The sequence below is a fragment of the Burkholderia ubonensis genome (genome assembly GCF_001718695.1).
In the GTDB taxonomy this organism is placed as follows: Bacteria; Pseudomonadota; Gammaproteobacteria; order Burkholderiales; family Burkholderiaceae; genus Burkholderia; species Burkholderia ubonensis_B.
This window is the reverse complement of the sequence record NZ_CP013422.1, coordinates 851,864-875,879: the sequence shown is the minus strand read 5'-3', so window position 1 is coordinate 875,879 and position 24,016 is coordinate 851,864. Positions and strand designations below refer to the sequence as shown.

Sequence of the window (24,016 nt, the reverse complement as noted above, 5' to 3'; positions counted from 1 at the left end):
AGGCTGACACGCTGCAGGTCGCAGACTACTGAACGCCGCGCCGTTTCGCCATGCCGGTTCGGGTAGCATCGAACGACTCGACGCGCGCCCGACCGCGCGCATCCCACGCGTTCCGGAGACTGCCTTTCATGCCCTCGCATGCCGATTCGCCTGCCGTCCATCACGCAGGCTCGTTGACGATTTTCCAGGGCGCCGCGCTGTATATCGGCGCGGTGCTCGGCACCGGCGTCATTGCGTTGCCGGCGCTCGCCGCCGAGGTCGCCGGGCCGGCCTCGCTGCTCGCGTGGGCGGGGCTCGTCGTGCTGTCCGGACCGCTGGCGGCGACCTTCGCCGCACTCGGCGCGCGCTATCCCGACGCGGGCGGCGTGTCCACCTATGCGCGCCGCGCGTTCGGGCCGAAGGCCGCGGCGATCGTCGGCTGGTGTTTCTATTTCGCGGTGCCGGCCGGCGCACCGGCCGCCGCGATGTTCGGCGGCGCATACGTGGCGGCCGTGATCGGCGGCGGGCATACGACCGTCGTGGTCACGGCCGCCGCGCTGATCGCCGCCGTATCGGCCGCGAATGCGTTCGGCGTCACAGTGTCGGGCCGCATGCAGCTCGTGTTGTCGGCGTTGCTCGTCACGCTGTTGCTCGCCGCCGTGCTCGCGTCCGCGCCGCATGCGCGCCCGGAGAACCTGCAGCCGTTCGCGCCGCACGGCTGGCTCGCGGTCGGTCAGGCCGCGGCGCTGCTGGTGTGGAGCTTCGCGGGCTGGGAGGCGATCACGCACCTCGCCGCCGAATTCCGCCGGCCGGCGCACGACATGCCGCGCTCGGCCGGCATCGCCGTCGTGGTGGTCGGGTTCCTGTATCTGTCGGTCGCCGCGGCCAGCGTGACGGTGCTCGGCCCGTCGGCCGGCGCGTCGGGCGCGCCGCTCGCAGAACTGATCGCGGGCGGCATCGGCGGCCATGCGCAGGTGCTGGCCGCGGCCGCGGCGCTGCTGCTCACGCTCGGGACGATGAACGCGTATTTCGCCGGCGCGGCGAAGCTCGGGGCCGCGCTCGGGCGCGACGGCGCACTGCCCGCGTGGCTCGCGCAAGGCAGTCAGGTGGGCGGCGTACCGCGCCGCAGCCTCGGCGTGATCGCGGCGCTGGCCACCGCCGCGCTGGCCGCGACCGCGTTCTCCGACGTCGGGCCGAAACCGCTCGTGCTCGTCACGTCGGGCTGCTTCGTGATGGTGTACGGGCTCGGCGCCGCCGCCGCGCTGAAGCTGCTGCCGCGTGCGAGCGCCGCGTATCGCTGCGCGTGGGTTTCGCTGATCGCCGTGGCCGGGCTGTTTCTGACGACCGGTTGGTATTTGTTCTTCCCGTTGCTGCTGGCGGGCGCGGCGCTGCTTTATCTGCGGCTCGCGGGACGGCGCGCGTGACCGGCGCACTAACGTGCACTAACGCGCATTCGTGCGCGAGGCGCGGCAGCGTGCCGCGTTGCGTCGCCGCACGGCGCGTCGCCGATCGAATCTGTCGGCGCAACGAATCACCCCGATGACGTGAGGCCGGCGCTGAAGCCGCTGCCGGCGCCAGCCGCATCGCCGACCGGACGCTTCGCCGCGAACGACGACACCCGGCACCGCGCACCGGCCAGCCCAACTCAGCGCTCGCGGCGCCCCGGCTTGCGTGCAGCGCGCGGCGCGCGGCTCGCCTGCACGTCGCGCAGCCGTGTGCGAGCGATCTCCCGCACCGCGTCGATCAGCGTGCGCGCGACGGGCGACGGCTCGGCATCGGTGCGAAGAATCAGCCCGACCGGCTCGTCGGTGCCGGCCGACGGCAGCGGCAGACGCGCGAGCGCGCCGGTGGACAGGTCGTATTCGGCCGCGTACTGCGGCACGAACCAGACCGCGTCGTTCTCGAGCGCGAGCGCGCGCGCGACCGACACGGACAGCACTTCGATGAACGCGTCCAGCGGCGGCGCGCCGCATGCGCCGAGCAGCTGCTCGGCCGATTGCCGGATCAGCGTGCCGTACGGCGGCAGCACGACCGGGTAGCGCGCAAGCTCGGCGGCCGGCGCGGCGCTCGCCATCAGCGGGTGCCCGGCACGCACGACCGCGACGAGCGGCTCGTTGTACAACTGCTCGAACGCGAGCCCGACCATCCGCTCCGGCTCCGACAGCCGCCCGATCGCACACTCGATCGCGCCCGCCTTCAGGCGTTCCAGCAGGTCGGCATTCGCGGCGGTCGCGAGCCGCACGACGACGCGCGGCCAGCGCACGGCAAGCGCCTTCATCAACGCCGGCGCGAGCGACGCCGCGACGGTCGGCAGCATCCCGATCTCGAGCGTCGCCGCCGCGCCGCCGCCGCCGTGCGCGAGCAGCCCGACGCCTTGCCGCAGCGCGAGCACGCACGCGTTCGCATGCGGCATGAAAAGCTGCGCTTCGCGCGTCGGGCGCGCGCCCTGCCGGCTGCGCTCGAACAGCCTGACGCCGAGGATGGACTCCAGCTCGGCGATCGTCTTCGAGACGGCCGGCTGCGTGATCGACAGGCTCTCGGCCGCCTTCTGCACGCCGCCCAACTGCGCGACCGCGAGGAAGCACTGCAGGTGCCGGAACTTGACGCGGCCGTCGGCGATACGGTTAGTCATAACAGATGGTTATGCAAATGATCGTGAATGGCCATTTTGCATAACTTTTCGCGTACGCCCAAGCACTGCCTTCCGATTTTCGTCCGCCGCTGCGGGTCGCTCGCTCTCCGCGTGCCGCCGCCCCGTCACGCCGCCCGCCGCAGCGCCTCGAAACCGGCCGGCTCCCAGATCCGCTTCGCGATCAGCAGCCCGGTGCCGTGCTTCTGCCCCAGCGGCGCGGACGACGATTCCGCATGCAGCGCGGCCGCCTTGCTGCGCAGCCGGCGCAGCTCCTGTTCGAGCTCCGCGGCGGCCGCCTCGGTCAGCATCCCCTGCGAGAACGTCATCGTCTCGCCGGGGCCGTCGAAGCGGCTGTCGAGGAAATCGCCGAGCGCATGCGCGTGGAAGTAGCGGCGGATCGGGCCGCCCGGCAGCCAGTCGAAGTCGCGCGCGACGCGCACGCGGATCCGGTCGCCCGGCAGCAGCGCGACCACGTTCATCCGGTCGAGCATCAGCAGGTACTTCAGGCATTCGGCCTTCGTCACGCGATAGGCCGCGACGATGTCGTCCACGGTCCAGTAATTGATCGCGCAGACGGCAACGAGCAGCAGCTTCTCGTCCGAGACGAGCAGCGCTTCCTGCTGCTCGGTCAGCACGTGCAGCCGCGGCGCGGACGCCGACGCTTCCTGCACGAGCTCGGCGAGCGTGTAGCCGAGCAGTTCGCCGATCTGGACGACGCGCTCGAGCGTGAAGCGCTCGCTCGCGAACAGGCGCTTCACGCTTGTCTCGGACACCGCGAGCGAACGGGCGACGTCGCGGTAAGTCATGCCCTGCGCCTTCAGCAGGCGCTTCAGCGTATCGATGAGCTGGGCGATTTCGGTCATTCCAGTATCGAAAAATGATGCTCCAGGTCGGATATTAGGCTACCGACGCATCCGCGTGAGCACTTTGGGTTACTCGTCTGCATAATCCGCTCCGTGCTGTCACCCACCGACGGAGCCGCGATGAACACCCGAACCGACGCCCCTGCCTTCGAGCCGCATCACCCCGCGCCGCGCGCCGCGCGCGACACCGAGCGCATGCTGCCGCTCGCCACGCTGCGCACGCTCGCCGCCGGCGCGCACGTCGGGGATCTCGTGTTCATCCGCGCGCCGTCCCGCAAGCCGGGCGCCGCGGCCGACCACGGCGGCTCGTGGGCCGACCGGTTCGGCATCGTCGTCGATACGTCCGGCGACGAGCCGCTGATCGCCGAACCCGCCTGGGCGCGTACGAAGCTCACGCCGCTGTCGCGTTTCGTCGCCCGGGCCGACGGCGGCCGCATCGCACTGGCGCGCCGCGTCGCGGCCGCGACTGCCGACGCGCAGCGCAGCGTGCACGCGCTGGCCGAACAGCGGATCGATGTGCTGCTCGGCGGCCGCTTCGGCATGCTGGCGGGGCGCGGGTTCTGCGCCAACTACGTCGCCGACGTGATCGGCGCCGACCGCGCGGCGACGGCCGCCGCGCTGCTGCGCTGCGGCCGGCTGACGCTCGAATTCGACGGAATCGTGTTCGATCCCGCCCGCCCGTAACGGCGAACCGCGCGGCGCGCGGGGAGACCTTCGAACAAAAACAAGAAGAACCGACAAAAAGCAGCGACGGGCTGGCTGGAGGGCCGTGCAACGTTCGTCACCGACGATACGCGAGCCCGATCGCTTTATCCGCCGGACGGATCTTCTGTCCGGCGGATCTTTCATTGGGCGGCCGACCATAACTCCCGGTTATGCAATTCGCGAAAAAACGTCATTTTGCATAACTTTCCGGATTGGCTAAAGTCCTCCCATCACCTCTCTCGAAAACCTATCAGGAGACGCCCGATGGATTCCCCCACCATCCTCACGCCGCGCGACTGGCCGTCGCATCCCGCGTACATCCACCCCGAATACCGCTCGTCGGTGAAGCGCGGTCCCACCCGGCCGCTGATTCCGCTGAAGGAGAAGCTGCGCGACCAGTACGCGCCCGTGTACGGCGCCGAAGATCTCGGCGCGCTCGACCACGACCTGACGAAGAATGCGGTGAAGAACGGCGAGCCGCTCGGCGAGCGCATCGTCGTCACGGGCCGCGTGCTCGACGAAGGCGGCAAGCCGGTGCGCAACACGCTGGTCGAGGTCTGGCAGGCGAACGCCGCCGGCCGCTACGTGCACAAGGTCGACCAGCACGACGCGCCGCTCGACCCGAACTTCCTCGGCGCCGGCCGCTGCCTGACCGACGACGAAGGCCGCTACCGCTTCCTGACGATCAAGCCGGGCGCGTATCCGTGGGGCAACCACCCGAACGCGTGGCGTCCGAATCACATCCACTTCTCGCTGTTCGGCGACTACTTCGGCTCGCGCCTCGTCACGCAGATGTATTTCCCCGGCGATCCGCTTCTCGCGTACGACCCGATCTTCCAGGGCACGCCCGAAGCGGCGCGCGACCGGCTGATCTCGCGGTTCTCGCTGGACATCACCGAAGAAGGCTATGCGCTCGGCTACGAATTCGACATCGTGCTGCGCGGCCGCGACGCCACCCCGATGGAGCGCTGAACCATGACGACGCTGAAACAAACCCCTTCGCAGACGGTCGGCCCGTACTTCGCTTACGGCCTTTGCCCGCAGCAGTACAACTACGATCTGAAGAGCCTGTTCACGCCGACGATCGCCGCACCGCACGCGGCGGGCGAGCACATGCTGCTGGTCGGCCGGGTATTCGACGGCGACGGCAACGTCGTCAGCGACGCGGTGCTCGAATTCACGCAGGTCGACAGCGCGGGCCGCTTTCCGGCGTCGCGCGCCGATATCGCGCAGACCGGTTTCACGGGCTTTGCGCGGGTCGGCACCGGCACCGACGCGCAGCATCGCTTCGTCGTCGAAACGGTCAAGCCGGGCCGGACCGCCGACGACGGCGCGCCGCACGTCAACGTGACGGTGATGATGCGCGGAATCCTCACCCATGCGTTCACCCGCGTGTACTTCGACGACGAAGCGGCGGCCAACGCAGCCGACCCGGTGCTGAACGCGGTGCCCGCCGAGCGCCGCGCGACGCTCGTCGCGAAGCGCGAAACGCAGCCGGGCGGCCCGACGATCTACCGCTTCGACATCCGCATGCAGGGTCCGGACGAAACGGTGTTCTTCGACGTGTAATTGCGCCGGCCGGTATCGGCCGGCCGATCACACGGACCGCCGGGTCGACGCGCCGCCAGCAGTCGCGTCGTCCGGCGGTTTCGTTTTTCTCGCGAGGTTCGATGCCGTGTTGCAACATCCACGACCGGCGTGGGCGGATGCGCGCCCGTTCGGCGAATTCTGAACATGTATCAAACATGCGCTTGAAACGCATGCTGCACGAGCACATCGATTTCCTCAGACACGCGATATCGTTTGCGTGTTGTGCGGCGTATGCTTTCTTATCGCAAGCGAAGTGCCGCGATTGAATCGGGCCGAGCAGCAATTGCCCGAGCGATGCGTGATTCAAGCGGCGGCTCATTCGCGCGGCTTTTCTGACCGAGTGCCTTTAAGCGCGCCTGTCCCATATCCGGCAGGCGCTTTTTTTGTTCTTCGAGGCCGTAGTCGATGCCTGGGTGTCGCAACCCAGCGAGAAACCCAAGCGGCTCGAACGTACTGCGCAAACAGCGCCTCTGCCCTGCGAAAATCCCCCGACGTTCGGCGACGATGTACTCGAAGCGCGCGTGGTCATCGGCCGTCGCGACGTGATACTCGATTCGCGTGACACGCTTCGACGTGTCGAGCGTGTCTCCTCCTGTTCCTTGCCCTAACCCACCGGACCCGACCGTGCCCCACTCGCTCCTGCGCAGAAAACTACTGATCGGATTACCGCTGCTCGCCGGCACGTGCATGGCTCCCGCGCTGCGCGCAGCCGAAGAATCGCCGCTTGCCGAAATCGAGCGCAGAAGCGGCGGCCGCCTCGGCGTGTTCGCGATCGATACCGGCTCGGGACGCACGCTCGGCCATCGCGCCGACGAACGTTTCCTGATGTGCAGCACGTTCAAGGGACTGCTCGCCGCGCAGATCCTGGCACGCGTCGACAGCGGCTCGGAGCGGCTAGATCGCCTCGTCCACTACACGGAAAAGGACCTGATTTTCACGTCGCCGGTGACGAAGGCCAACGTCGCTCAGGGTGCGATGTCGATCGAGGCGCTCTGCCGCGCGGTTTTGGTGGAGAGCGACAACACGGCCGCGATCCTGCTGATGCGCAGCGCCGGCGGCCCTGCGGCGCTGACGCGCTTCGTTCGCGGCCTCGGCGATACCGTGACGCGCTCCGACCGCTACGAGCCCGACTCGAACCGCTATCACGGCGTGCTCGACACCACCACGCCGAAGGCCATCGCCGCCACGGCGCAGCGCCTGCTGCTCGGCGACGTGCTCAGCGCCGGCTCGCGCGCGCGACTGGAGCGCGGCATGACCGACTGCAAGCCGGGGCTCAACCGGATTCGCGCCGTGTTGCCCGCCGGTTGGCAAGCCGCCGACCGGCCCGGCACCAGCGTCGACCGCGAGACGAACGACTACGCGCTAGTCCGTCCGCCCGGGCGCGCGCCGTTGCTCGTCGCCGTCTACTACGACGCGCCGGGTGTCAGCATGGACGCACGCGAGGCCGTGTTGCGCGAGGCCGGCTCGGCATTCGTGCAGTGGGCGACGCACGCGGGATGAACGGCGCCGACATGCGAAACCGGAAGATCGATTTCCTGCGGGGCTTTTCGATCCTGCTCGTGCTGTTTCACCATTTCAATATCGCTTACCGGCTCGACGACACTGCGCTGTCGCACGTATTCGGCTGGAATGCGGTGCGTGCCGTTGCGCGAAACGGCAACTACGGCGTCACGATGTTCTTCGTGATCTCCGGCTATCTGATCACGACGAACGCGATGCGGCGCTGGTCCGAACTCGGCCACGTCGATATCGGAACGTTTTACGCGCTGCGCATCGCCCGCATCGTCCCCTGCCTGTTGCTGTTGTTGGCCATCGTCAACGCGCTGGCGCTGGCCGGCATCGCGATCTTTCAGAATCACTCGCCGGCCGGCACGCCGGTTTCGTTCTGGCTGGTGAATCTCGCGTCGTTGACGTTCTGGATGAACGTGCTGGTCGGCTCCCACGGCTGGACCAACTATGCGCTCGGCGTGTTGTGGTCGCTTTCGGTCGAGGAAGTGTTTTATCTGTCGTTCCCGCTGCTGTGCGTCGCGCTTCGCCGGGAGGCGCGGCTCGTGGTGTTCTGGCTGTCGTGCATCGTCGCCGGCCCCGTCTATCGTTTCTTCCACCAAGGCGACGAGGGCGACTATCTCTATGCGTATCTCGCCTGCTTCGATGCCATCGCCATCGGTTGCTGCGCGGCATTGCTCGCACGCAAAGTCAAATGGCACGGCCGCGCGCAGACCATGTTCACGGGGTTGACGGCCGCGGGCATGGCGCTCGTCTACCTGTCCTGGCCGATCGGGCAAAGCAACGTGCTCGGCGTGACCGCCATTGCCTTCGGCACGGCGGTTCTGTTGCTGTCCGCGAATTGCGCAGCCGGCACGTCGCTGCGGCCCGCGCGCGTGTCCGCGCTCATCGAAGCGCTCGGCAAGCTCAGCTACGAGCTCTATCTGTTCCACCTTATCGTGCTCGGCTTGCTGAGAACCATTTATCCGCCGTCGCACGTCACGGGCGACGAGAAATTGGCGCTTCTCGTCGGCTATCTGCTCCTTTCCGTCGGCCTGGGCGCCGCCATCGCGCGCAGCTACGCCGAGCCGTCGAACCGCATCGTCCGGAAGTGGCTGACGCCGAGACGTGCCAATCGGCAAGCGAACGCTTTGCGCCGAATCGGCGCGACGTCGAACCTCCCCGATCTGGATTCGCGCGAGCGGCTCGAATGAGCCGCCGCGGCGTCCGCAAGTTCGCCGGGCTTCCGCGCGCCGCTCGGCATCGTGTACCGCGCCTGCGTTAGATAGAAAAAATATCTCCAAATCATCGGAATCAAAAAAGATAGGGAAATTGGCTTCTCCTTGCCGGACGATATGATTCCCCAATCGCACGCACTACCCGATATGTGGGAAGCAGTCGCGCGCAGCAAGCGAGCCGTCGTCGACCGGCTCGCGCGGTGCCCGCTCTGAACGGAAAGGACACGCATGGCCCTCGACGCAAGACAACCTTCGATGCAAGCCCGTCTCAGTCATGGCGGACGGCATCCCGGCCGTTTGCCAGGCACGCTCGGCCTACCCTCGGCGAACTTCACCCGCCCGTTTTCTTCAACGACGCCTATTCATGCAAACGCACCGGACCATTCCGGACGGGGAATCTGCCATGCCTGACGCGAGCCTCGACCCGAGCCGCCTGCCTCCATCGCTGTGGGCGGCCACCGCCGCGCCCGCCGCTGCAACTGCGCCGCTGCCGAGCGGCACGTACTTCGCGGACCTGCTCGTCATAGGCGCCGGCTTCACGGGCCTGAGCGCCGCGCTGCATGCGGCCGAGCGCGGCGCCCGGGTGGTCGTGCTGGAGGCAGCGGAGATCGGCTGGGGCGCGTCGGGCCGCAACAACGGACAGGTGATCCCGGCCATGACGCGCGCGGATCCTGACGCGATCGTTGCCGAGTACGGCGCGGACAAGGGCGAAACGCTCGTCTCGCTGATCGGCGAATCTGCGAACACCGTGTTCGAGCTCGCACGCCGGCACCGGATCGACTGCGCGGCCGTGCAGGCTGGATGGATGCAGCCCGCACATCGCGCGAGCCGCCTGGCGCTTGCGCGCTCGCGCGTCGAGCAATGGCGGCGGCGCGGCGTCGAAGTGGAGTTGCTGGATCGCGATCGCACCGCCGAATTGACCGGCTCGTCGTTCTGGCACGGCGGCTGGCAGAACCCGACCGGCGGGCACGTGAATCCGCTTGCGTTCGTCCGCGGACTGGCGCGCGCCGCGCAGGACGCGGGCGCATGCATCCATACGCACACGCCCGTGTCGTCGCTGACGCGACAGGGCACGCACTGGGTGGCCGCGCACGGCGACGCGGCGGTGCACGCCAGCCGGGTCGTGATTGCCACGCACAGTTACAGCGGCCACTCCACGCGCGCGCCGTGGCCCGGCATTGCGAAGGCGCTGCTGCCGATGCGCTCGTATCAGATGGCCACCCAGCCGCTACCGGCCGATCTGCGCGCCTCGATCCTGCCGCTCGATCACGCGATGTCCGATACGCAATCGGATCTCCACTTCGCCCGCTTCGATCGCGACGGGCGGCTTGTGACCGGCGGCGCGCTCGTCGTGCCGATGGGTTATGAGCGCCGGCTGCCGCAGCGCATCGGTGCGCGCGTGCGGCGGATGTTTCCGCAGCTGAACGACGTGCCGCTTCGTTTCGAATATCTGTGGCATGGCGACTTCGCCGTCACGCCGGACCGGATGCCTCGCTTCGTGAAACTGGATGACGGTCTGTACACGTGGTTCGGCTGCAATGGTCGCGGCGTCGCATTGTCGACCGCGGTCGGCCCCGAGCTTGCGGAAGTGGCGCTGACGGGCGACGAGCGCGCGTCGCGGCTGCCGTTTTCCACGTTGCGGACGATCGCCGCCCATGCGCTCGTCAGGCGTGTGGCGATCGGCGCGATGCTCTATTACCGCTGGAAAGATCACCGAGATTAGGAACCTGCCATGACACAGCATCTTTCGGGAATCGACCATTTCGTCATCGCGGTGCGCGACCTCGATGCCGCGCGCGACGACTTTGCGCGGATGGGATTCGCACTCACGCCGCGCGGTTATCACACCATGGGCTCCGAGAATCATTGCGCGATGTTCGACGGCTGCTACCTCGAACTGCTGACGGTTCGCCGGCCGCATCCCGTCACGGCATTCTTCTCCGACTTTCTCGAACACGGTGACGGAGCGGCTGCGATGGTGGTCGCGACCGACAGCGCGGACGCGCTGTATCGCGACTGGCACGCGGCGGGCGTACCGGCCGAGCCGCCGGTGGCGTTTTCGCGGCCCGTCGCGACGCGCAACGGCACCGGCGATGCGAGCTTCCGCATCACGCAGGTCGACGTCGCCTATACGCCGGGCGGCCGCGTGTTCGCTTGCGAACATCTGACGCCGGAACTCGTCTACCCGCCCGGTGGCGCGCTGCATCCGAACGGCGTAACGAGCCTTGCGGGGATAACGATTGCCGTCGACGCTGCCGCGCTCGAGATGACCGTCGATCGCTACGAACGCGTGCTCGCAGCGAGCGCGACGCGCCTGGACGATGCAAGCTATCTGATCCGCTGCGGGAAGGTCGAGGTTCGTATCGACGGCGCAGCGCGCGCAGAGGCGCTGCGCACCGGACCGCACTTCACGGAGCTCGCGTTCACGGTGCAGTCGCTCGATCGGCTTGCCGATGTGCTGGGCGGTGCCGGCGTCGAGATGCGGCGAAGCGAACGCGGTGTGGTGGTCGAGGGAGCGGTTTCGCACGGGGCGATGCTGCGCTTCGTCGAATGCGCGAGCGTGGGGCGGTTTTGAATGAGGCGGAGCGCGGGTGGGCCCGCGCCGGGCGTACAACCGGCGCACAGCACTCGCGCGACGGCAATCAGTCAGTCCGCGTTTTCCGACACGGATGGCGACGGGAGCCCGGCCAGGATGCCGTCAGATATCGCACGTTGGAAGCGCTCGACCAGGAAGTCCAGTAGCACTCTCACCCGCGGCGTCATATAGCGATTCCGGTTCAACACGGCATAAATGCCGGGTTCGCTTTCGATCCAGTCCGGCAGAACGACCTGGAGTTTGCCGGCGCGAATATCCGCTGCGGCGTCCCAGATCGTTTTTCGAGCGATGCCATATCCGGCCAGTGTCCACGCGCGAGCCAACGCGCCGTCATTGGTTTCCCACGCATTTTCCATTGCCACGGTGTGATTGCAACGCTTGCCTTCCGACACCAGGCGAAACTCGTTCAGTGGCCCTGCAGCCGTAACCAGAACGACGAACTCATGCGCAACCAGATCGGCCGGAACGAGCGGCGTGCCGCATTTGGCCAGATAGTCGGGGGACGCACATAGCACTCGCCAGTTCGGTGCAAGCCGGCGTGCAATCAGTGAGGGGGTGTTCGGCCGGCCAAATCGGATCGCGAGATCGACCTCGTCTTGCAGCAAATCCGATACCGAGTCGGTAAGGTCGAGTGCGATTTTGAGCTCGGGCTGCGTGCGGACGAAGGCTTCCAGCCAGGAGTTCAGCAGATGGCGACCGAAATCGGCCGATGCCGAGATCCGGACTTTGCCCCGCGCTATGCCCCGGCTCGCAGTGAGAGCAGCCTCGCCATCCTCGATGGCCCTCAATGCAATGCTGCAGTGATGGTGATATAGCCGCCCCTCTTCGGTCAGGCGTAGTTGCCTCGTATTGCGGTCGAATAGCCGCGTCGATAGTGCCGCTTCCAATTTGGCGAGCCGTGCGCTCGCTGCTGCTGGGGAAAATCCCAGCTTCCGGCCGGCGGCCGACAAATTGCCCAGTGCCGCCGCTTCCACGAACAAACGCATATCACCCAGTCGATCAGTTGCCATTCTTCATCCAGATTTGAGATGTATTCAAACGGGCGGCCAATTATCAAATCCGTATTTACCAAGCAGACTGCCACTTCGCAAGCCCGGATGCAGGCAAGCGAGGAAACATGGAGAGAAAGATGGATGAAGATTGCGGTGTAGCGGCCATTGGTATTGGATGCGCGGCGACGGTAAATCGTCTCCCGATGGCAGCGTTGCTCGCGTTGACGATGGCCAGCTTCATCGCCACGGCAAACGAAGCCGTACCGGCCGGCTTGCTTCCGGAGATTGCACGAGGGTTTCATGTGAGCGAAGCGTGGGCCGGGCAATTGGTGACGTGCTGCGCGCTCGGCTCCGGTGTAGCGGCCATCCCGCTGACCGCAGCCGTGCGCAGGTGGCAGCGCCGGCATGTCCTGCTACTGGTGCTCGGCGTCTTTGCGGCTTGCAATGCGATCACCGCAGTGTCGTCGAACTACATGCTGACGCTGGCGACGCGCTTTGCCGTGGGACTCGCCACCGGGCTCGCGTGGAGCCTTTTGGCGTCTTACGCGCGGCGCATGGTTCCCCCGGCGATGCAGGGACGCGCGCTCGCGGTGGCGATGATCGGCATCCCTTTGGCGTTGTCGGTCGGTGTGCCGTTAAGCGTGTGGCTCGGCAGTATGGTCGGCTGGCGCAGCATCTTCGGCATCATGTCCGGAATGTCGCTCGCGCTGATGGCCCTGGTGTGCTGGAAGGTTCCCGACTATCCCGGCGAGATGGCGGGCCAGCGTCTGCCGATGCGGCGAGTTCTCGCTATCCCGGGCGTGCGGTCCGTGCTGTTCGTGGTCAGCGCGTGGATTCTTCCGCACTACATTCTCTACACCTACATTGCGCCGTTCCTCGCATCCGTCGGACTCACCCGCGACATGGATTCGGTGCTGTTGCTGTTTGGTATCTCCGCCATGCTCGGGATTTGGGTAATCGGTGCTCTCGTTGACGGATCGCTGCGTCTGCTGGTGCTGGCTGGACTGGCGGCCTTCGCGATGGTTTCGCTGATATTCGGGCTGGGCGTCACGTCACCCGCGGTTATCTGGGTCGGCGTGGTGATATGGGGCTTCAGTTTCGGCGGTGCGCCGACACTTCTTCAAACTGCCCTGGCCGATGCAGCCGGCGATGGCGCCGACGTTGCGCAATCCGCGCTGGTGACGGTGTTCAATCTCTCGTTTGCTGGCAGTGGGATCATCGGTGGCGTATTACTTGAAACGACCGGTGTCGTTGCATTTCCGTGGGTGGTCTCGTCGCTGCTTGCGATTGGGCTGTTCACGGCATGGCGAGCGAAGACCCACGGCTTTCCGTCCGGGAAGCGCCGGTGAACGGACCGGGCGCCTCGTCAATGGCAACAGATTGAATGCGTTGATGTGCGCGACCGCTTGATTACGGCGGGCATCCCGATATGCGCGCTTTCGGCACCAGGCGGCGTAGCAAGTCCTCGTTCATATCGAATAGTCGAACGCCCGGGTCGGGCACCTACCGAGCCGGGCACTCATTCGGTTGAAATATACAGCCTTGCTGTATATTATTCGTTCCCCCCCTTCGGCCGGGGCGAACGAATTTCCGAACAATTGAGGACAAGCATGAACAGCAACGATCCCAAAGCTGTCGTCGAGCGGTTCAACTACGAAGTGATCCGCGATGGCAATCGAGCCTGCTTCGAAGCGCTCATGGCGCCCGACTTCGTCAACTGGTCCGCGCCGAATGAGGCGAGCCGAGGCGCCGAAGCGATGTGGGCAACGTTTGCGTCCGTGCTTCGGCCGGCCATTGCCGACATGGAGATCCACATTCACGAGCAACTATGCGACGGTGACAAAGTCACGACGCGGAAGTCGATCACCGGCAAACATGTCGGGCCACTGCTGGGCGTCGACGCGACTGGCGACGACATTTCGATCGACGTCATCGATATCGTCCGCATTCGGGACGGGCAATATGTCGAGCATTGGGGCGTCAATACGCTTGCCGCCGTCGTTGCGCGACTTCGCGAACGCGCGGTGCGGCCAAAATGAGTCGGATCTCCAGAAACGCCCCTAGCGACCGCGCCGCCGAAGCTGCGGTGTTGGGCGAAGCGATTCGCGATGTCGTCAGCCGTCTGGTCAAGGTCGTTCGCGAGCAAAGCGGTACGCAATCGAACGCGCAGAACGAGACGCTTGCGCTACTCGAACGCTGCGGCCCGGTGAGTATCGCGACACTCGCCGTGCGCAGAGCCGTGACCCATCAGACCATGCGGCTGATCGTGCAGAAACTGGTCGAACAAGGGCTGGTGACCTTGACGGTAGACAATGAAGATCGCCGCGCCTGGGTCGTGGATCTGACCGATACGGGGCGTGCACAGACTGCGCAGGCGCGAGATGCACGTTCGCAATGGCTTACCGAGCAACTGCTGACGAAGACGAGCCGCGAAGAACGCGCGGTGTTGGAGGCCGCGGTTCGAACGCTCAACAAGCTGATCGACTGAATCGGGCTCGCTCCATCCCTGTTGCGGATGATGACCACGGGGCTGGGTGAAGTGCAAAGGGAGACGGCAGCAGTTTGCTGATCCAGACCCCGCATAGCAACTCTGCGGTGGACGATACTTGCACCGCCGTCCGAAATCCGCCGAGGCACGGGCCGGTGCAGACCCCGTGGCGCTTGGCGGACGAAATTCTTCGAAGATGGCATCCCGGATTCCCGCACCACGCAAACCGAGCGTTCTGATGCTCGGCGTCCGTACACGTAAACGTATGCCGCAGCAATACAGCAGCCTGTAAAGGAGCTGCACGACCTGACGGTAGGAACAATCCAGCGGCGAGCATCAAGATGTAAGAATTTAGGCGTAGTCTTGCCAACCTGGATCGTTTTCAGGATAGCTAGTTCCATGCCGGACAGAGCACATGACCGTTTTCACGACAACCGGAACGATCTTTTGACCGACGCTAGTCCCATCAGGAGCGTGTTCGACACCTCCACACGTCAAAATTTTTCGGCTGCACTGATCGACCACTGCCTGAGTCGATCATTCTCCCACCCGGTCTGCTGCTCATGACCGGACTGGCCGCATTCGAAGGTACGATGCGGGCAGCCCATCTGCTGCTCGTTGCGCTGCTGGGTATCTCAGCTTCGGCGGCCGTAGGCGGCATCATTTATACGTTGCTGGCAAGCGTATTGATGTCGCGCTTTTTTGCGCGCCCGACTTCAGTTCCCTCCAGCTATCCGCCTGTCACGGTCGTCAAGCCGCTACACGGTAACGAGTGGAACCTGCTCGATAACCTGTCGAGCTTCTTTCAGCAGGATTATCCGGGCGACGTGCAATATCTGTTCGGCGTGCACGATGCGGCTGACCCTGCGTTGGAGGCGGTCGAGATGCTGCGCACGCTCTACCCCGAGGCGTACATCACGGTGGTAGCGGATGCCCGCCTGTACGGGCCGAACAGGAAGATCGCCAACATCGTGAACATGCTGACGCAGGCGGCCCATGATGTGATGATCTTTGCGGACAGCGACGTCAGTGTGAGCCCAGAGTATTTGCGCAGCGTCGTAGGCGAATTGCAAAAGCCGGGGGTGGGCCTCGTGAGCTGTATCTATCGTGGAAAGTCCGCGCCGGGGTTCTGGCCACGCCTGGCTGTCAATGCGATCAACTATCAGTTCGTTCCGGGCGTGGTGACCGGCCTGACACTGGGGCTGGCCAAACCCTGCATGGGACCGACCATCGCAATGCGCCGCGCGACGGTGGACAAGATCGGCGGTTTCGAACAGTTCGCCCATCATCTCGCCGAGGACCACGCGATCGGCCAGGCCGTGCGCAAAGCCGGCGAGCGGGTCGTGATTCCACCGTTCTTCATTTCCCACGCCTGTGCTGAAACGAGCGCCGCAAGCCTGATCTCGCACGAATTACGCTGGAGCCGCACGATTCGCTCCATCGATCCGGCGGGCCACCTGGGCTCTGCGCTGATGCATCCGTTTGCGTTCGCCACGCTGACCATCGTACTGTCGGGCGCCGCAAGCTGGTCGTGGTCGCTCGCCGCGATCGCCCTGCTGGCCCGCCTTTGGCTGAAGCTCCGGGCGGACCGGGCCTTGTGCCATCCCCATCGCGAGCTGTGGCTGCTGCCGATATGGGATATTGCGTTGTTCCTGATCTTCCTCGCGAGCTACAGTTCGACCCTGGTCACCTGGCGCGGCTTCACTTTTCACGTGGACCGGAACGGCATGCTACATTCAAAACGCTGAAAGCTGGTACGAGCGCGGCCGCCGGCCGTGCTATGCAGCGTCGCGCTTCGCACTCGGGGTAACGCCGCTGCTGCCGGAACGATCCTTATATCCGCATGCTTATTCATATTCTTCCGCTTACGTCGGCGCAGAGCACCTCGCGAACGCCAGGCCACGTTGCCCCGCGGCGAGTTCCGGGGCGGCTCCTTTGAGCAGGCCTTTCAAACGTAATACGGCGACGATGCTGGCTGTGCTTGGCGTTGGACTGGCCGTGGGGGCACCTTTCATAGTGGGCTCCCACCAGTCGCTTGCCTGGCTGCGGACCGTCTCGATGCAGATGTTCCTGGTGTTGGCGGCAAGCGCCGCTGCGAGCGCGCTCGGCAAGGCTGGCAAACAGCACCTGATACAAACGGCACTGGGCTTGCGTCTTCCTTTCGGACGCACATATGGCATCGCCCTCGTGACCGATTCTGCCTTTCTCGTCTCGCCCCTGGGGGCGGCAGGATATGGCGTCAATATCGGGTTGCTGCAGCGCGCTGGAGCCTCGTGGGCAACGGCCACGACGGTCGTCGGCGCCGACCAGGCGCTCGACCTGGCTTTCTTGGCGGTGGCGGTTCCAATCGCGATTGCGTTCGCTGTCGGTCCGCTGGCTCAGGTCGTGCCGAGGCCAAACGTGTCGATGGTCGTCGGAATGCTGGCAGGTGTCGCGATTCTTGTAGCGACGCTATGGGCGTGCCGCCGGAAAGTCGCGAGCGCGCTGGATGCTGCATGTGGCCGCATTCAGTGGCTCGGGAGCCAGCGAGCCCGGTGGGACGGGTTCCGCCAGAGTGTGCGCCGGCAAGCGGGGCTGCTCATGATGGGGCCTCGCCACCGGTTTGCCGGCTTGCTCGTCTTCACTACGCTGCAATGGCTGCCGCGCTATGGCGTCCTGTGGTTCGTGCTGCTCGAACTCGGCTACCGGTTGCCGTTCGGATTCGTTGTGGCGGTGCAGGCCGTGGTCCTGCATGCGGCGCTTTGGACCGGGATACCGGCCGGCGGTGCCGCCGGCGACTTGGCGCTTGCGGCAGCATTTGCAAACTGGATTCCGCAAGATGCCATGGCGTCGGCTCTGGTTCTTTGGCGCTTCGCGACGCTTTATTTCCCGCTGATCCTCGGTGCCGCGGCCTTCTTTGCTTTTGCCTGGCGGCGGGGTTCGGTAAGGCCGACTACGGAATAAGGACCTCGGAAATCATTGAGGCATGCTGCCGCACGTCTTTCCGATCCGGACCGAAAACGCTGCGCGTTCAGCATGATCGGGCGATTCCGAATGTTGAAGCGCGCAGCAGCTTGCCGATCAGACGCGCCTTCGCGCTCCATCAGATCCGGCACGGATTGCTCGAACGGCGGGCTTTAGTCCTCGTCCGGACGCTCGCTACCTGCTTACCCGCTGCCCGTAGCGCCGGGTAGCGCAGCCATGTACTTCGCCATGGAAAACACCCCAAAGGTCGGATCGGAGCCAACTTCTGGGGTGCAGTGTGCGGGCTTAGCGCACGTCAGCGAAGACGTGCGAAGGACGCGTTCAGGCCGCGAGAAACCTCATGCCAAGGAACGCGGTTGCTGAAACGAATCGCGCGCTCAGGCCTTGACGTTGATGATCGTCCCGACTTGCTGGCCGCTGCTGTTCACGCTCGGCGCCGGCTGCGCAGCTGCTGCCTGGACCGCCTTTGCGCCCGCATCGTCGCCGTCACCGTCGACATCGGGACCGACTTCGCGGGCTTCCGACGACGTCATGCCGCGTTGTGCCGTTTGCGCAGTCTGCATCGGGAGTTGGAGTTGTTGGTTACCGCCAACAGAAGAAACGCTCATGTACATCTCCTAGAGGTTGCGAGCATACGTATGCTGCTCACCTCGGTTAACGGTCGTCGAGCGCGAAGGGAATAGGCGGATATATGGAACGCAGTATTGTGCTGGGCAGATGGCGCGCGAAATATTGATGCAATAAAGCCCGCACTCTGCGGGCAACGAGAACTGGCCGATTGCGGTCGCGGTCTCGAAACGTAATCTTGCGCCAACTGTTGGCCGAGGCTCCGGCATGGCCCGCATGACCTTCGGTTCCGGGAATGCGAATTCATCCCGTCGATGCAGCGAATGGATAAGACCGCTGCGCCGGCGTATCGAAGGCGCCACCATCCTCTGCGGGCATTGGCCACCACACCGCGCGTTCCATGAGCCGCGCCTATTTGCACCCTCGTCGCCCGCGGCCCCCTCCTGACGCTATCCGCTAACGCGGAATCGAATCGAGCAACTTGTTGAACGGATCGACCTGCGCCATCAGACCTTCGTCGAGCCCATCGATCGCACGTCGGAGATCGCTGTCCAGCGCATCGATCGACGAATAGCTGTACGGGTCGCCAGACTGTTTCCAGTTGACGTGTTGTCGGAGAATCGCATCGTATGTGTCGCTCTGGAACATGACGATGTCGCCGATCACCCGGCGTGTGAAACCGTGAAAACCGCCGGGCGTGACATAACCGGTGCCGACGCGCAGGAACAAGACCGCATCGCTACCCTGATAGGGCGAGCCGCTTGCCTGCCACATGCGGTGTGCGTCCGGTTTGAGCGTCGGCAAGCCCGGCGCCGATGCATCGACCTCCTGCACCGTGAAGCCATGATTTCGCAGGACCGTTTCGATACTGTCGGTGAAGCGCCGGTTAAGCCCCGTATCGCCGAATCTGGCGGTGACGAGATCATTGAGGGATGTCGGCGAATCGTTGTCGTGCTTGCCGAGCCCGACGCCGACGGCCCCTGCGACAGCCCCCATGGCGAGCGCGCCCACTACGCCGACACCTGGAATCGGAACCGGAATATGAATCGGGCCGGACGGCCCCACCGTGATGTACACGGCCTTGCCTGGATAGACGACCGTCACAGTCTTGACCGCACTCACTCTTTCAGCATTGACTTCGGAGGTCGTATCGCGCGCATGGCCCGCGATCGAAATCAACAGCATCAAAGCGGCGAAACCGGTTTTTTTCAGCAACATGTCCGTCTAATCTCCACGCGTATTCATCGGCCAAACATCTACTGGACCCACGCGTTAACGGATTCGCGACACAAAGCTTGAGCAACAGACGGACAAGCGCAAGTGCGCTACGGCAATTACCGGCCCCCACATTTCTGCAATTGCTGCCACTCCCTACCGCCGCACCTCCACATACCGACTCGGCGTCTCGCCCAGAATCCGCCGAAACGCGGACGTAAACGCGCTCGCGCTCGCATATCCGAGGTCGAACGCGACACGCGTGACCGGCTGTCCGTCGCTCAGCCGCGCGATCGCCGCGAGCATGCACACCTGCTGACGCCACGCCGCGAAGCTCACGCCGGTCTGCGCGCGGAACAGTCGCGTGAAGGTGCGCCGGCTCACGCCCGCATCGGTCGCCACCTGGTCGAGATCGGCAGAGATCGACGGCGACTCCAACAAATGCCGGCAGATCTTCGCGAGCCGCGCGTCGGCCGGCAGCGGCGCGTGCAGCGACAGCTGCGGCATCGTCGCGATTTCCGCGACGAGCAGCGCCATCAGCTTGCCCGGCCGGCCCTCGACGTCGTACATCGGCGGCAGATCGATCGCGTCGTCGAGCAGTTGCCGCAACAGCGACGACACGCCGTACACGCCGCACCGGTCCGGCAAGCCGACGGACTGCGCCGCATCGGGCGACACGAACGCGTTCAGCATCGTGACCGGCCCGGTCATCGTCATCTCGTGCCGCACGCCGGCCGGTACCCAGCACCCGCGCTGCGGCGGCACCAGCCAGCGCCCGTGAGGCGTGGACACGCTGATCGTGCCGCGCGACGCGAACGCGAACTGCCCGCGCGCATGCGCGTGCTCGCGGAAAGTCGTGCCCGCCGCGTAGTCGTTGGCAGTGACCACCACGCTCCGCGGGATATGTTCGTAAGGGTCCAGCAGCGTATTTCTCACGGCCCGAATTCCATCGTCAATGACCCGATATCGAAGGCGGGTCACCTTCGATCGATCTACGATCCGCTCCACGCCTGCGCGACCGGACGGCCGCGCAACCCGACGGCCGAACCGGCCGGATAGCGACTTCATCGGAGCGAACATGCCCAATACGTTTCATCGCGTGGGGGACGGCCCCCACCCTGTTCTCGTGCTGCACGGCTGGTTCGGCGACGCACATGCGTTCGAGCCCGTCGAACCGTGGCTGTCGCGCGAGCGCTTCACCTATGTCTTCATGGACTACCGCGGCTACGGCCGCATGCGCGACGCACACGGCGCGTATTCGATCGCCGAAATCGCCGCCGACACGCTCGCGCTCGCCGACACACTCGGCTGGCGCACCTTCAGCCTCGTCGGCCACTCGATGGGCGGCATGGCGATCGAGAAGGTTGCCGCCATCGCGCCCGAACGCGTACGCGCGCTGGTGCCGATCGCGCCGGTCCCGTGCGGCGGCCTGCCGTTCGACGCGGCGCGTCGCGCGCTATTCGAACGCGCGGCCGACAGCATCGCCGCGCGCCGGACCATCATCGAGCGCAGCACCGGCAGCCGCCTGCCCGCCGCCTGGGTCGAGTGGAAAGCCGCGTATTCTGCATCCCGCTCGTCGCCGACGGCGTTCGGCGCGTACTTCCGCGCCTGGGCCGACACGGATTTCAGCGACGAAATTGCAGGCCGTCATCCGGTCAAGGTGCTGATCGGCGAACACGACCCGGCGTTCGACGCCGCGCTGATGGCGCGCACCTATCTGCGCCGCTACCCGCGCGCAAGCGTCGACGTGCTACGCAATGCCGGCCATTACCCGATGAACGAAACGCCGCTCGCGCTCGTCGCGGCGATGGAACGCTTTCTCGACGATGCAGCGACCGCGCCCGCCTGATGCGCCGCCGCTGCGCGGCATCGGCTCGGCACGCATCACCGCAGCATGAACGACATCGCCGACAGGCTGTTCAGCGTGCGCACCGCATGCTCGACCGACGGCGCATCGAAGCGCAGCGTCACCGCATCGATCCGTTCCAATGCCGGCAGCATGCCGAACAGGTCCGCGAGCGCGGCGCTCTGCACGCGCAGCGTGCACGCGGCCGGGGCAGTCCGATGCGCATCCGCGTGCCAGCCGGACGCAAGCGCATGCTCGACGGTTTCGCGTGCCGCGACCGCAATGCGCCCGCACGCGGCCGCGGGCGTCAGCGTGTCGCCGCACGACGCGCCGCCGGCCGTCTTGACCGTCTCGAAACGCGCGGCCGGAAACAGCGGCCGCGTCTCCTCGGCGAACACGTCGTCGCCGGACGCCAGCGCGACGTGTGCGCCGTATTCCTGCGCCAGCGCGCCGTACAGCCCCGCTTCGCCGAGCTCGACGCCGTTCAGCCAGACCTGCGTGAACGCAAAGCTGTTGATCGTATGCGCGAGCACCCCGCGCGTCTGCGACTTCGCGTGATAGCCGATCATGAACACGAGGTCGGGCCGCTGCTCGAGCCCGGCCATCATGCCGAGCATGCGCGGCTTGCCGAGGACCACGCGCGAGCGCGCATCGAGCGCGTCGGGCAGCAGGTTGCGGAAGCCGCCGTGCGAATCGTTGACCCACACGGCCTGCGCGCCGCCCGCGAACGCGCCCTCGATCGCCGCGTTCGCCTCGGCGGTCATCCAGCAGCGCGCGCGCTCGTATTCCGGATTGCCGGGCCGCGTCTGCTCGACGGCAAACACGCCGGCAACGCCTTCGATATCGGTTGAAATCAGAATTTTCATGAGCGGGTAGGAAGTCCGTCGTCTTGGCCGCCGAACAGGCGGTCGAGGTCGTTCACCGCATCGCGCAGCGCCTGCCGCACATGACCGTCGCGCCCGGTAACGGTCACCGCCTGCAGCAGCGCATCGACGATCGCATGTTCGACGCTTTCGGCCGCGGCCTGGAACAGCGGATCGAGCACGCTGTCGGCGAGCAGCGCCGGCAGCGTCACGAACTGCGCGTCATGGGCGATCGTGTACGCGGTCGAGAACGCGAGCGCGATATCGCCGCTGCCGTGGCCGTAGACCGAGCCCGTGCGCGCGAGCCCCGCCGCCGCGCGGCGCGCGAGCCGCGCCAGCTGCCGCGCGTCGAGCGGCGCATCGGTCGCGAGCAGCATGATGATCGAGCCTTGTTCGGGCGCCGTCGCGTCGGTTGCCTGCGCGCGCGATACGCACGATACGGCGCGCCGCTGCGCGACGATCCGCCCGACCGGCACGCCGGCGAGCGTCAGCATCGGCAGCCGGCCGAAATTCGCGAGCACGAGCGCGCCGACCGTATATGTGCGCCCGGCGGCCGCCGCGATCCGCGACGCCGAACCGATCCCGCCCTTGAGATCGAAGCACGACATTCCGCGCCCCGCGCCGACCGCGCCGCGCACGACGTCGCGCGTCGCGGCGCGGCACGCGTCATCGTAGTGCGACGCGCCCACCGCGAACGCGTGCAGGTCGTTCAGGTAGCCGTCGTTGCATTCGAACACGAGCGGGTTGACGGTCGGCCAGTCGCGGCCGGTCCGCGGATTCGCGGCGATCGCCGCGCGGATCTGCGCGTGCGCGACCGCCCCGACGCCGAAGGTATTCGTCAGCGCGATGGGCGTGTCGATCACGCCGAGCTCGACGGCCTGCACGAGGCCGACGCTCTTGCCAAAGCCGTTGATCACCGCCGCGCCGGCCGGCGCCTTGCTGCGATACACGTCGCCCGCGTGCGGCTTCACGACGGTGACGCCGGTCTGCACCGCGCCGGCGTCGAGCGTGCAATGGCCGACCGTCACGCCGGGCACGTCGGCGATCGTGCCGCGCGGGCCCGCGGGCAGCGTCGCGCTCCACATCGTCGGCGCGGCCATCAGCGGCGCTCGAGCTTCGGATCGAGCGCGTCGCGCAGCCCGTCGCCGAGCAGGTTGAACGCGAGCACGGTCAGGAAGATCGCGAGGCTCGGAAAGATCGCGACGTGCGGCGCCGTCACCATGTCCGCGCGCGCCTCGTTCAGCATCGCGCCCCACTCCGGCGTCGGCGGCTGCGCGCCGAGCCCGAGGAACGACAGGCTCGCCGCGGTGATGATCGACGTGCCGATCCGCATCGTGAAGTACACGACGACCGACGACACGGTGCCCGGCAGGATGTGCCGCATCAGGATCGTCCGGTCCGACGCGCCGATGCTGCGCGCGGCCTCGACGTAGGTCATGTGCTTGAGCACCAGCGTGTTGCCGCGCACGAGCCGCGCGAACGCCGGGATGCTGAAGATCGCGACCGCGCAGATCACGTTGATCATCCCGTTGCCGAGGATCGCGACGACGCCGATCGCGAGCAGGATGCCCGGGAACGCGAACAGCACGTCGGCGATGCGCATCGTGATGCGGTCCCACCAGCCTTCGTAGAAGCCCGCGAGCAGCCCGAAGAACGTGCCGACCACCGCGCCGAGCGCGACCGAGAAGAAGCCGGCTTCGAGCGAAATGCGCGTGCCGGCGACGATCCGGCTGAAGATGTCGCGGCCGAGCGAATCGACGCCGAACCAGTGCGCGGCGGACGGCCCGGCGTTCAGCGCGTCGTAGTCGAAATAGTTTTCCGGGTCGAACGGCACGACGTGCGGGCCGACGAACGCCAGCACGACGAGCACCAGCACGAAGCCGCCCGCGACGAGCGCGACGGTCTGCTTGCGGAACTTGCGCCAGAATTCGCGCCACGGCGTGCGGATCGTGGAGGACGCGGCGCTCGCCGCGGTCTGGACGGTCGCGTTCAT

24 protein-coding genes are annotated in these 24,016 nt (G+C 66.2%); 14 read left to right on the top strand and 10 right to left on the bottom strand.

The window, feature by feature from the left end; all coding sequences use genetic code 11:
• Nucleotides 1-128 precede the first annotated feature (128 nt).
• A complete protein-coding gene (locus tag WJ35_RS23760) occupies nt 129-1,403 on the top strand; it encodes an APC family permease (RefSeq protein ID WP_069240131.1) in 1,275 nt (424 codons plus the stop codon).
• 221 nt (nt 1,404-1,624) lie between these two features.
• Here the strand turns inward: WJ35_RS23760 and pcaQ are convergent, their stop codons facing one another.
• Both pcaQ and WJ35_RS23750 read right to left on the bottom strand, forming a co-directional pair.
• On the bottom strand, nt 1,625-2,611 hold the full coding sequence (gene pcaQ, locus WJ35_RS23755; RefSeq protein ID WP_069240130.1) for a pca operon transcription factor PcaQ: 987 nt from the start codon (nt 2,609-2,611) through the stop codon (nt 1,625-1,627).
• A gap of 125 nt (nt 2,612-2,736) precedes the next feature.
• A complete protein-coding gene (locus WJ35_RS23750) occupies nt 2,737-3,474 on the bottom strand; it encodes a helix-turn-helix domain-containing protein (RefSeq protein WP_059660308.1) in 738 nt (245 codons plus the stop codon).
• 120 nt (nt 3,475-3,594) lie between these two features.
• Here WJ35_RS23750 and WJ35_RS23745 point away from each other — a divergent pair, with 120 nt between their 5' ends.
• The 3 genes from WJ35_RS23745 (at nt 3,595) to pcaG (ending at nt 5,748) form a co-directional block, all read left to right on the top strand.
• Nucleotides 3,595-4,158, top strand: a complete 564-nt coding sequence (locus tag WJ35_RS23745) for a YiiX/YebB-like N1pC/P60 family cysteine hydrolase (protein WP_069240129.1) — start codon at nt 3,595-3,597, stop codon at nt 4,156-4,158.
• Between the two features lie 285 nt (nt 4,159-4,443).
• A complete protein-coding gene (gene pcaH / locus WJ35_RS23740; protein ID WP_010096969.1) occupies nt 4,444-5,151 on the top strand; it encodes a protocatechuate 3,4-dioxygenase subunit beta in 708 nt (235 codons plus the stop codon).
• Nucleotides 5,152-5,154: 3 nt separating this feature from the next.
• Complete coding sequence (gene pcaG, locus WJ35_RS23735) at nt 5,155-5,748, top strand: protocatechuate 3,4-dioxygenase subunit alpha (RefSeq protein WP_060233174.1); 594 nt, start codon at nt 5,155-5,157, stop codon at nt 5,746-5,748.
• 260 nt (nt 5,749-6,008) lie between these two features.
• Here the strand turns inward: pcaG and WJ35_RS31895 are convergent, their stop codons facing one another.
• Nucleotides 6,009-6,452, bottom strand: coding sequence for a hypothetical protein (locus tag WJ35_RS31895; RefSeq protein ID WP_166677064.1), 444 nt, complete (start codon nt 6,450-6,452; stop codon nt 6,009-6,011).
• 4 nt (nt 6,453-6,456) lie between these two features.
• On the opposite strand from WJ35_RS31895, the gene bla reads away from it, so the two are divergent.
• The 4 genes from bla (at nt 6,457) to WJ35_RS23715 (ending at nt 11,067) form a co-directional block, all read left to right on the top strand.
• Nucleotides 6,457-7,269: a class A beta-lactamase gene (gene bla / locus WJ35_RS23730; RefSeq protein ID WP_059474283.1), complete on the top strand. Its 813-nt coding sequence runs from the start codon at nt 6,457-6,459 to the stop codon at nt 7,267-7,269.
• Nucleotides 7,266-8,468, top strand: a complete 1,203-nt coding sequence (locus tag WJ35_RS23725) for an acyltransferase family protein (RefSeq protein ID WP_059474326.1) — start codon at nt 7,266-7,268, stop codon at nt 8,466-8,468. The genes bla and WJ35_RS23725 overlap by 4 nt, the downstream gene beginning before the upstream one ends.
• A 427-nt stretch (nt 8,469-8,895) precedes the next feature.
• Nucleotides 8,896-10,215, top strand: a complete 1,320-nt coding sequence (locus tag WJ35_RS23720) for an NAD(P)/FAD-dependent oxidoreductase (RefSeq protein WP_059461106.1) — start codon at nt 8,896-8,898, stop codon at nt 10,213-10,215.
• 9 nt (nt 10,216-10,224) lie between these two features.
• A complete protein-coding gene (locus WJ35_RS23715) occupies nt 10,225-11,067 on the top strand; it encodes a VOC family protein (RefSeq protein ID WP_014725041.1) in 843 nt (280 codons plus the stop codon).
• A 71-nt stretch (nt 11,068-11,138) separates the two neighbouring features.
• On the opposite strand, the gene WJ35_RS23710 is transcribed toward WJ35_RS23715, so the two are convergent.
• Nucleotides 11,139-12,098 (bottom strand): LysR family transcriptional regulator, encoded by a 960-nt coding sequence (locus WJ35_RS23710; protein ID WP_014725042.1) that lies wholly within the window; start codon nt 12,096-12,098, stop codon nt 11,139-11,141.
• 119 nt (nt 12,099-12,217) lie between these two features.
• On the opposite strand from WJ35_RS23710, the gene WJ35_RS23705 reads away from it, so the two are divergent.
• The 5 genes from WJ35_RS23705 (at nt 12,218) to WJ35_RS23685 (ending at nt 17,511) form a co-directional block, all read left to right on the top strand.
• Nucleotides 12,218-13,429 (top strand): MFS transporter, encoded by a 1,212-nt coding sequence (locus WJ35_RS23705; RefSeq protein WP_059462559.1) that lies wholly within the window; start codon nt 12,218-12,220, stop codon nt 13,427-13,429.
• A gap of 261 nt (nt 13,430-13,690) precedes the next feature.
• Nucleotides 13,691-14,119, top strand: coding sequence for an ester cyclase (locus tag WJ35_RS23700; RefSeq protein WP_059735705.1), 429 nt, complete (start codon nt 13,691-13,693; stop codon nt 14,117-14,119).
• Entirely contained in the window at nt 14,116-14,568 is a 453-nt protein-coding gene (locus WJ35_RS23695) for a MarR family winged helix-turn-helix transcriptional regulator (protein ID WP_059474280.1), read from the top strand. Before WJ35_RS23700 ends, WJ35_RS23695 begins: the two co-directional genes overlap by 4 nt.
• Before the next feature lie 593 nt (nt 14,569-15,161).
• On the top strand, nt 15,162-16,316 hold the full coding sequence (hpnI, locus tag WJ35_RS23690) for a bacteriohopanetetrol glucosamine biosynthesis glycosyltransferase HpnI (RefSeq protein WP_059462555.1): 1,155 nt from the start codon (nt 15,162-15,164) through the stop codon (nt 16,314-16,316).
• Between the two features lie 220 nt (nt 16,317-16,536).
• Complete coding sequence (locus WJ35_RS23685) at nt 16,537-17,511, top strand: lysylphosphatidylglycerol synthase transmembrane domain-containing protein (RefSeq protein ID WP_034193859.1); 975 nt, start codon at nt 16,537-16,539, stop codon at nt 17,509-17,511.
• 398 nt (nt 17,512-17,909) lie between these two features.
• On the opposite strand, the gene WJ35_RS23680 is transcribed toward WJ35_RS23685, so the two are convergent.
• From WJ35_RS23680 to WJ35_RS23670, 3 genes are all read right to left on the bottom strand, one after another.
• A complete protein-coding gene (locus WJ35_RS23680; protein ID WP_124260238.1) occupies nt 17,910-18,140 on the bottom strand; it encodes a hypothetical protein in 231 nt (76 codons plus the stop codon).
• 415 nt (nt 18,141-18,555) lie between these two features.
• Nucleotides 18,556-19,317: a hypothetical protein gene (locus tag WJ35_RS23675; protein ID WP_011882013.1), complete on the bottom strand. Its 762-nt coding sequence runs from the start codon at nt 19,315-19,317 to the stop codon at nt 18,556-18,558.
• A 153-nt stretch (nt 19,318-19,470) separates the two neighbouring features.
• Nucleotides 19,471-20,250 carry an AraC family transcriptional regulator gene (locus WJ35_RS23670; RefSeq protein ID WP_041494159.1) on the bottom strand — a complete coding sequence of 260 codons (780 nt, stop codon included), beginning with the start codon at nt 20,248-20,250 and terminating at the stop codon, nt 19,471-19,473.
• A gap of 142 nt (nt 20,251-20,392) precedes the next feature.
• Here WJ35_RS23670 and WJ35_RS23665 point away from each other — a divergent pair, with 142 nt between their 5' ends.
• Complete coding sequence (locus tag WJ35_RS23665; RefSeq protein ID WP_041494160.1) at nt 20,393-21,163, top strand: alpha/beta fold hydrolase; 771 nt, start codon at nt 20,393-20,395, stop codon at nt 21,161-21,163.
• Nucleotides 21,164-21,198: 35 nt separating this feature from the next.
• Here the strand turns inward: WJ35_RS23665 and WJ35_RS23660 are convergent, their stop codons facing one another.
• The 3 genes from WJ35_RS23660 to gsiD are packed head-to-tail and all read right to left on the bottom strand — an operon-like array spanning nt 21,199 to nt 24,016.
• Entirely contained in the window at nt 21,199-22,026 is an 828-nt protein-coding gene (locus WJ35_RS23660) for a M55 family metallopeptidase (protein ID WP_069240127.1), read from the bottom strand.
• On the bottom strand, nt 22,023-23,123 hold the full coding sequence (locus WJ35_RS23655; protein WP_069240126.1) for a P1 family peptidase: 1,101 nt from the start codon (nt 23,121-23,123) through the stop codon (nt 22,023-22,025). The genes WJ35_RS23660 and WJ35_RS23655 overlap by 4 nt, the downstream gene beginning before the upstream one ends.
• Nucleotides 23,123-24,016 carry a glutathione ABC transporter permease GsiD gene (gene gsiD / locus WJ35_RS23650; RefSeq protein WP_059491759.1) on the bottom strand — a complete coding sequence of 298 codons (894 nt, stop codon included), beginning with the start codon at nt 24,014-24,016 and terminating at the stop codon, nt 23,123-23,125. Before gsiD ends, WJ35_RS23655 begins: the two co-directional genes overlap by 1 nt.

Bases quoted from the DNA above. Each gene is read 5' to 3' on its own strand.
- pcaQ (WP_069240130.1), bottom strand. From the start codon at position 2,611: ATGACTAACCGTATCGCCGACGGCCGCGTCAAGTTCCGGCACCTGCAG.
- WJ35_RS23710 (WP_014725042.1), bottom strand. From the start codon at position 12,098: ATGGCAACTGATCGACTGGGTGATATGCGTTTGTTCGTGGAAGCGGCG.
- pcaG (WP_060233174.1), top strand. From the start codon at position 5,155: ATGACGACGCTGAAACAAACCCCTTCGCAGACGGTCGGCCCGTACTTC.
- WJ35_RS23660 (WP_069240127.1), bottom strand. From the start codon at position 22,026: ATGAAAATTCTGATTTCAACCGATATCGAAGGCGTTGCCGGCGTGTTT.
- WJ35_RS23655 (WP_069240126.1), bottom strand. From the start codon at position 23,123: ATGGCCGCGCCGACGATGTGGAGCGCGACGCTGCCCGCGGGCCCGCGC.
- WJ35_RS23685 (WP_034193859.1), top strand. From the start codon at position 16,537: ATGCTGGCTGTGCTTGGCGTTGGACTGGCCGTGGGGGCACCTTTCATA.
- WJ35_RS23700 (WP_059735705.1), top strand. From the start codon at position 13,691: ATGAACAGCAACGATCCCAAAGCTGTCGTCGAGCGGTTCAACTACGAA.
- WJ35_RS23695 (WP_059474280.1), top strand. From the start codon at position 14,116: ATGAGTCGGATCTCCAGAAACGCCCCTAGCGACCGCGCCGCCGAAGCT.
- WJ35_RS23750 (WP_059660308.1), bottom strand. From the start codon at position 3,474: ATGACCGAAATCGCCCAGCTCATCGATACGCTGAAGCGCCTGCTGAAG.
- WJ35_RS23720 (WP_059461106.1), top strand. From the start codon at position 8,896: ATGCCTGACGCGAGCCTCGACCCGAGCCGCCTGCCTCCATCGCTGTGG.
- pcaH (WP_010096969.1), top strand. From the start codon at position 4,444: ATGGATTCCCCCACCATCCTCACGCCGCGCGACTGGCCGTCGCATCCC.
- WJ35_RS23675 (WP_011882013.1), bottom strand. From the start codon at position 19,317: ATGTTGCTGAAAAAAACCGGTTTCGCCGCTTTGATGCTGTTGATTTCG.
- WJ35_RS23715 (WP_014725041.1), top strand. From the start codon at position 10,225: ATGACACAGCATCTTTCGGGAATCGACCATTTCGTCATCGCGGTGCGC.
- WJ35_RS23745 (WP_069240129.1), top strand. From the start codon at position 3,595: ATGAACACCCGAACCGACGCCCCTGCCTTCGAGCCGCATCACCCCGCG.
- WJ35_RS23680 (WP_124260238.1), bottom strand. From the start codon at position 18,140: ATGAGCGTTTCTTCTGTTGGCGGTAACCAACAACTCCAACTCCCGATG.
- WJ35_RS23760 (WP_069240131.1), top strand. From the start codon at position 129: ATGCCCTCGCATGCCGATTCGCCTGCCGTCCATCACGCAGGCTCGTTG.
- gsiD (WP_059491759.1), bottom strand. From the start codon at position 24,016: ATGAACGCGACCGTCCAGACCGCGGCGAGCGCCGCGTCCTCCACGATC.
- WJ35_RS23705 (WP_059462559.1), top strand. From the start codon at position 12,218: ATGGATGAAGATTGCGGTGTAGCGGCCATTGGTATTGGATGCGCGGCG.
- hpnI (WP_059462555.1), top strand. From the start codon at position 15,162: ATGCGGGCAGCCCATCTGCTGCTCGTTGCGCTGCTGGGTATCTCAGCT.
- bla (WP_059474283.1), top strand. From the start codon at position 6,457: ATGGCTCCCGCGCTGCGCGCAGCCGAAGAATCGCCGCTTGCCGAAATC.
- WJ35_RS23725 (WP_059474326.1), top strand. From the start codon at position 7,266: ATGAACGGCGCCGACATGCGAAACCGGAAGATCGATTTCCTGCGGGGC.
- WJ35_RS23665 (WP_041494160.1), top strand. From the start codon at position 20,393: ATGCCCAATACGTTTCATCGCGTGGGGGACGGCCCCCACCCTGTTCTC.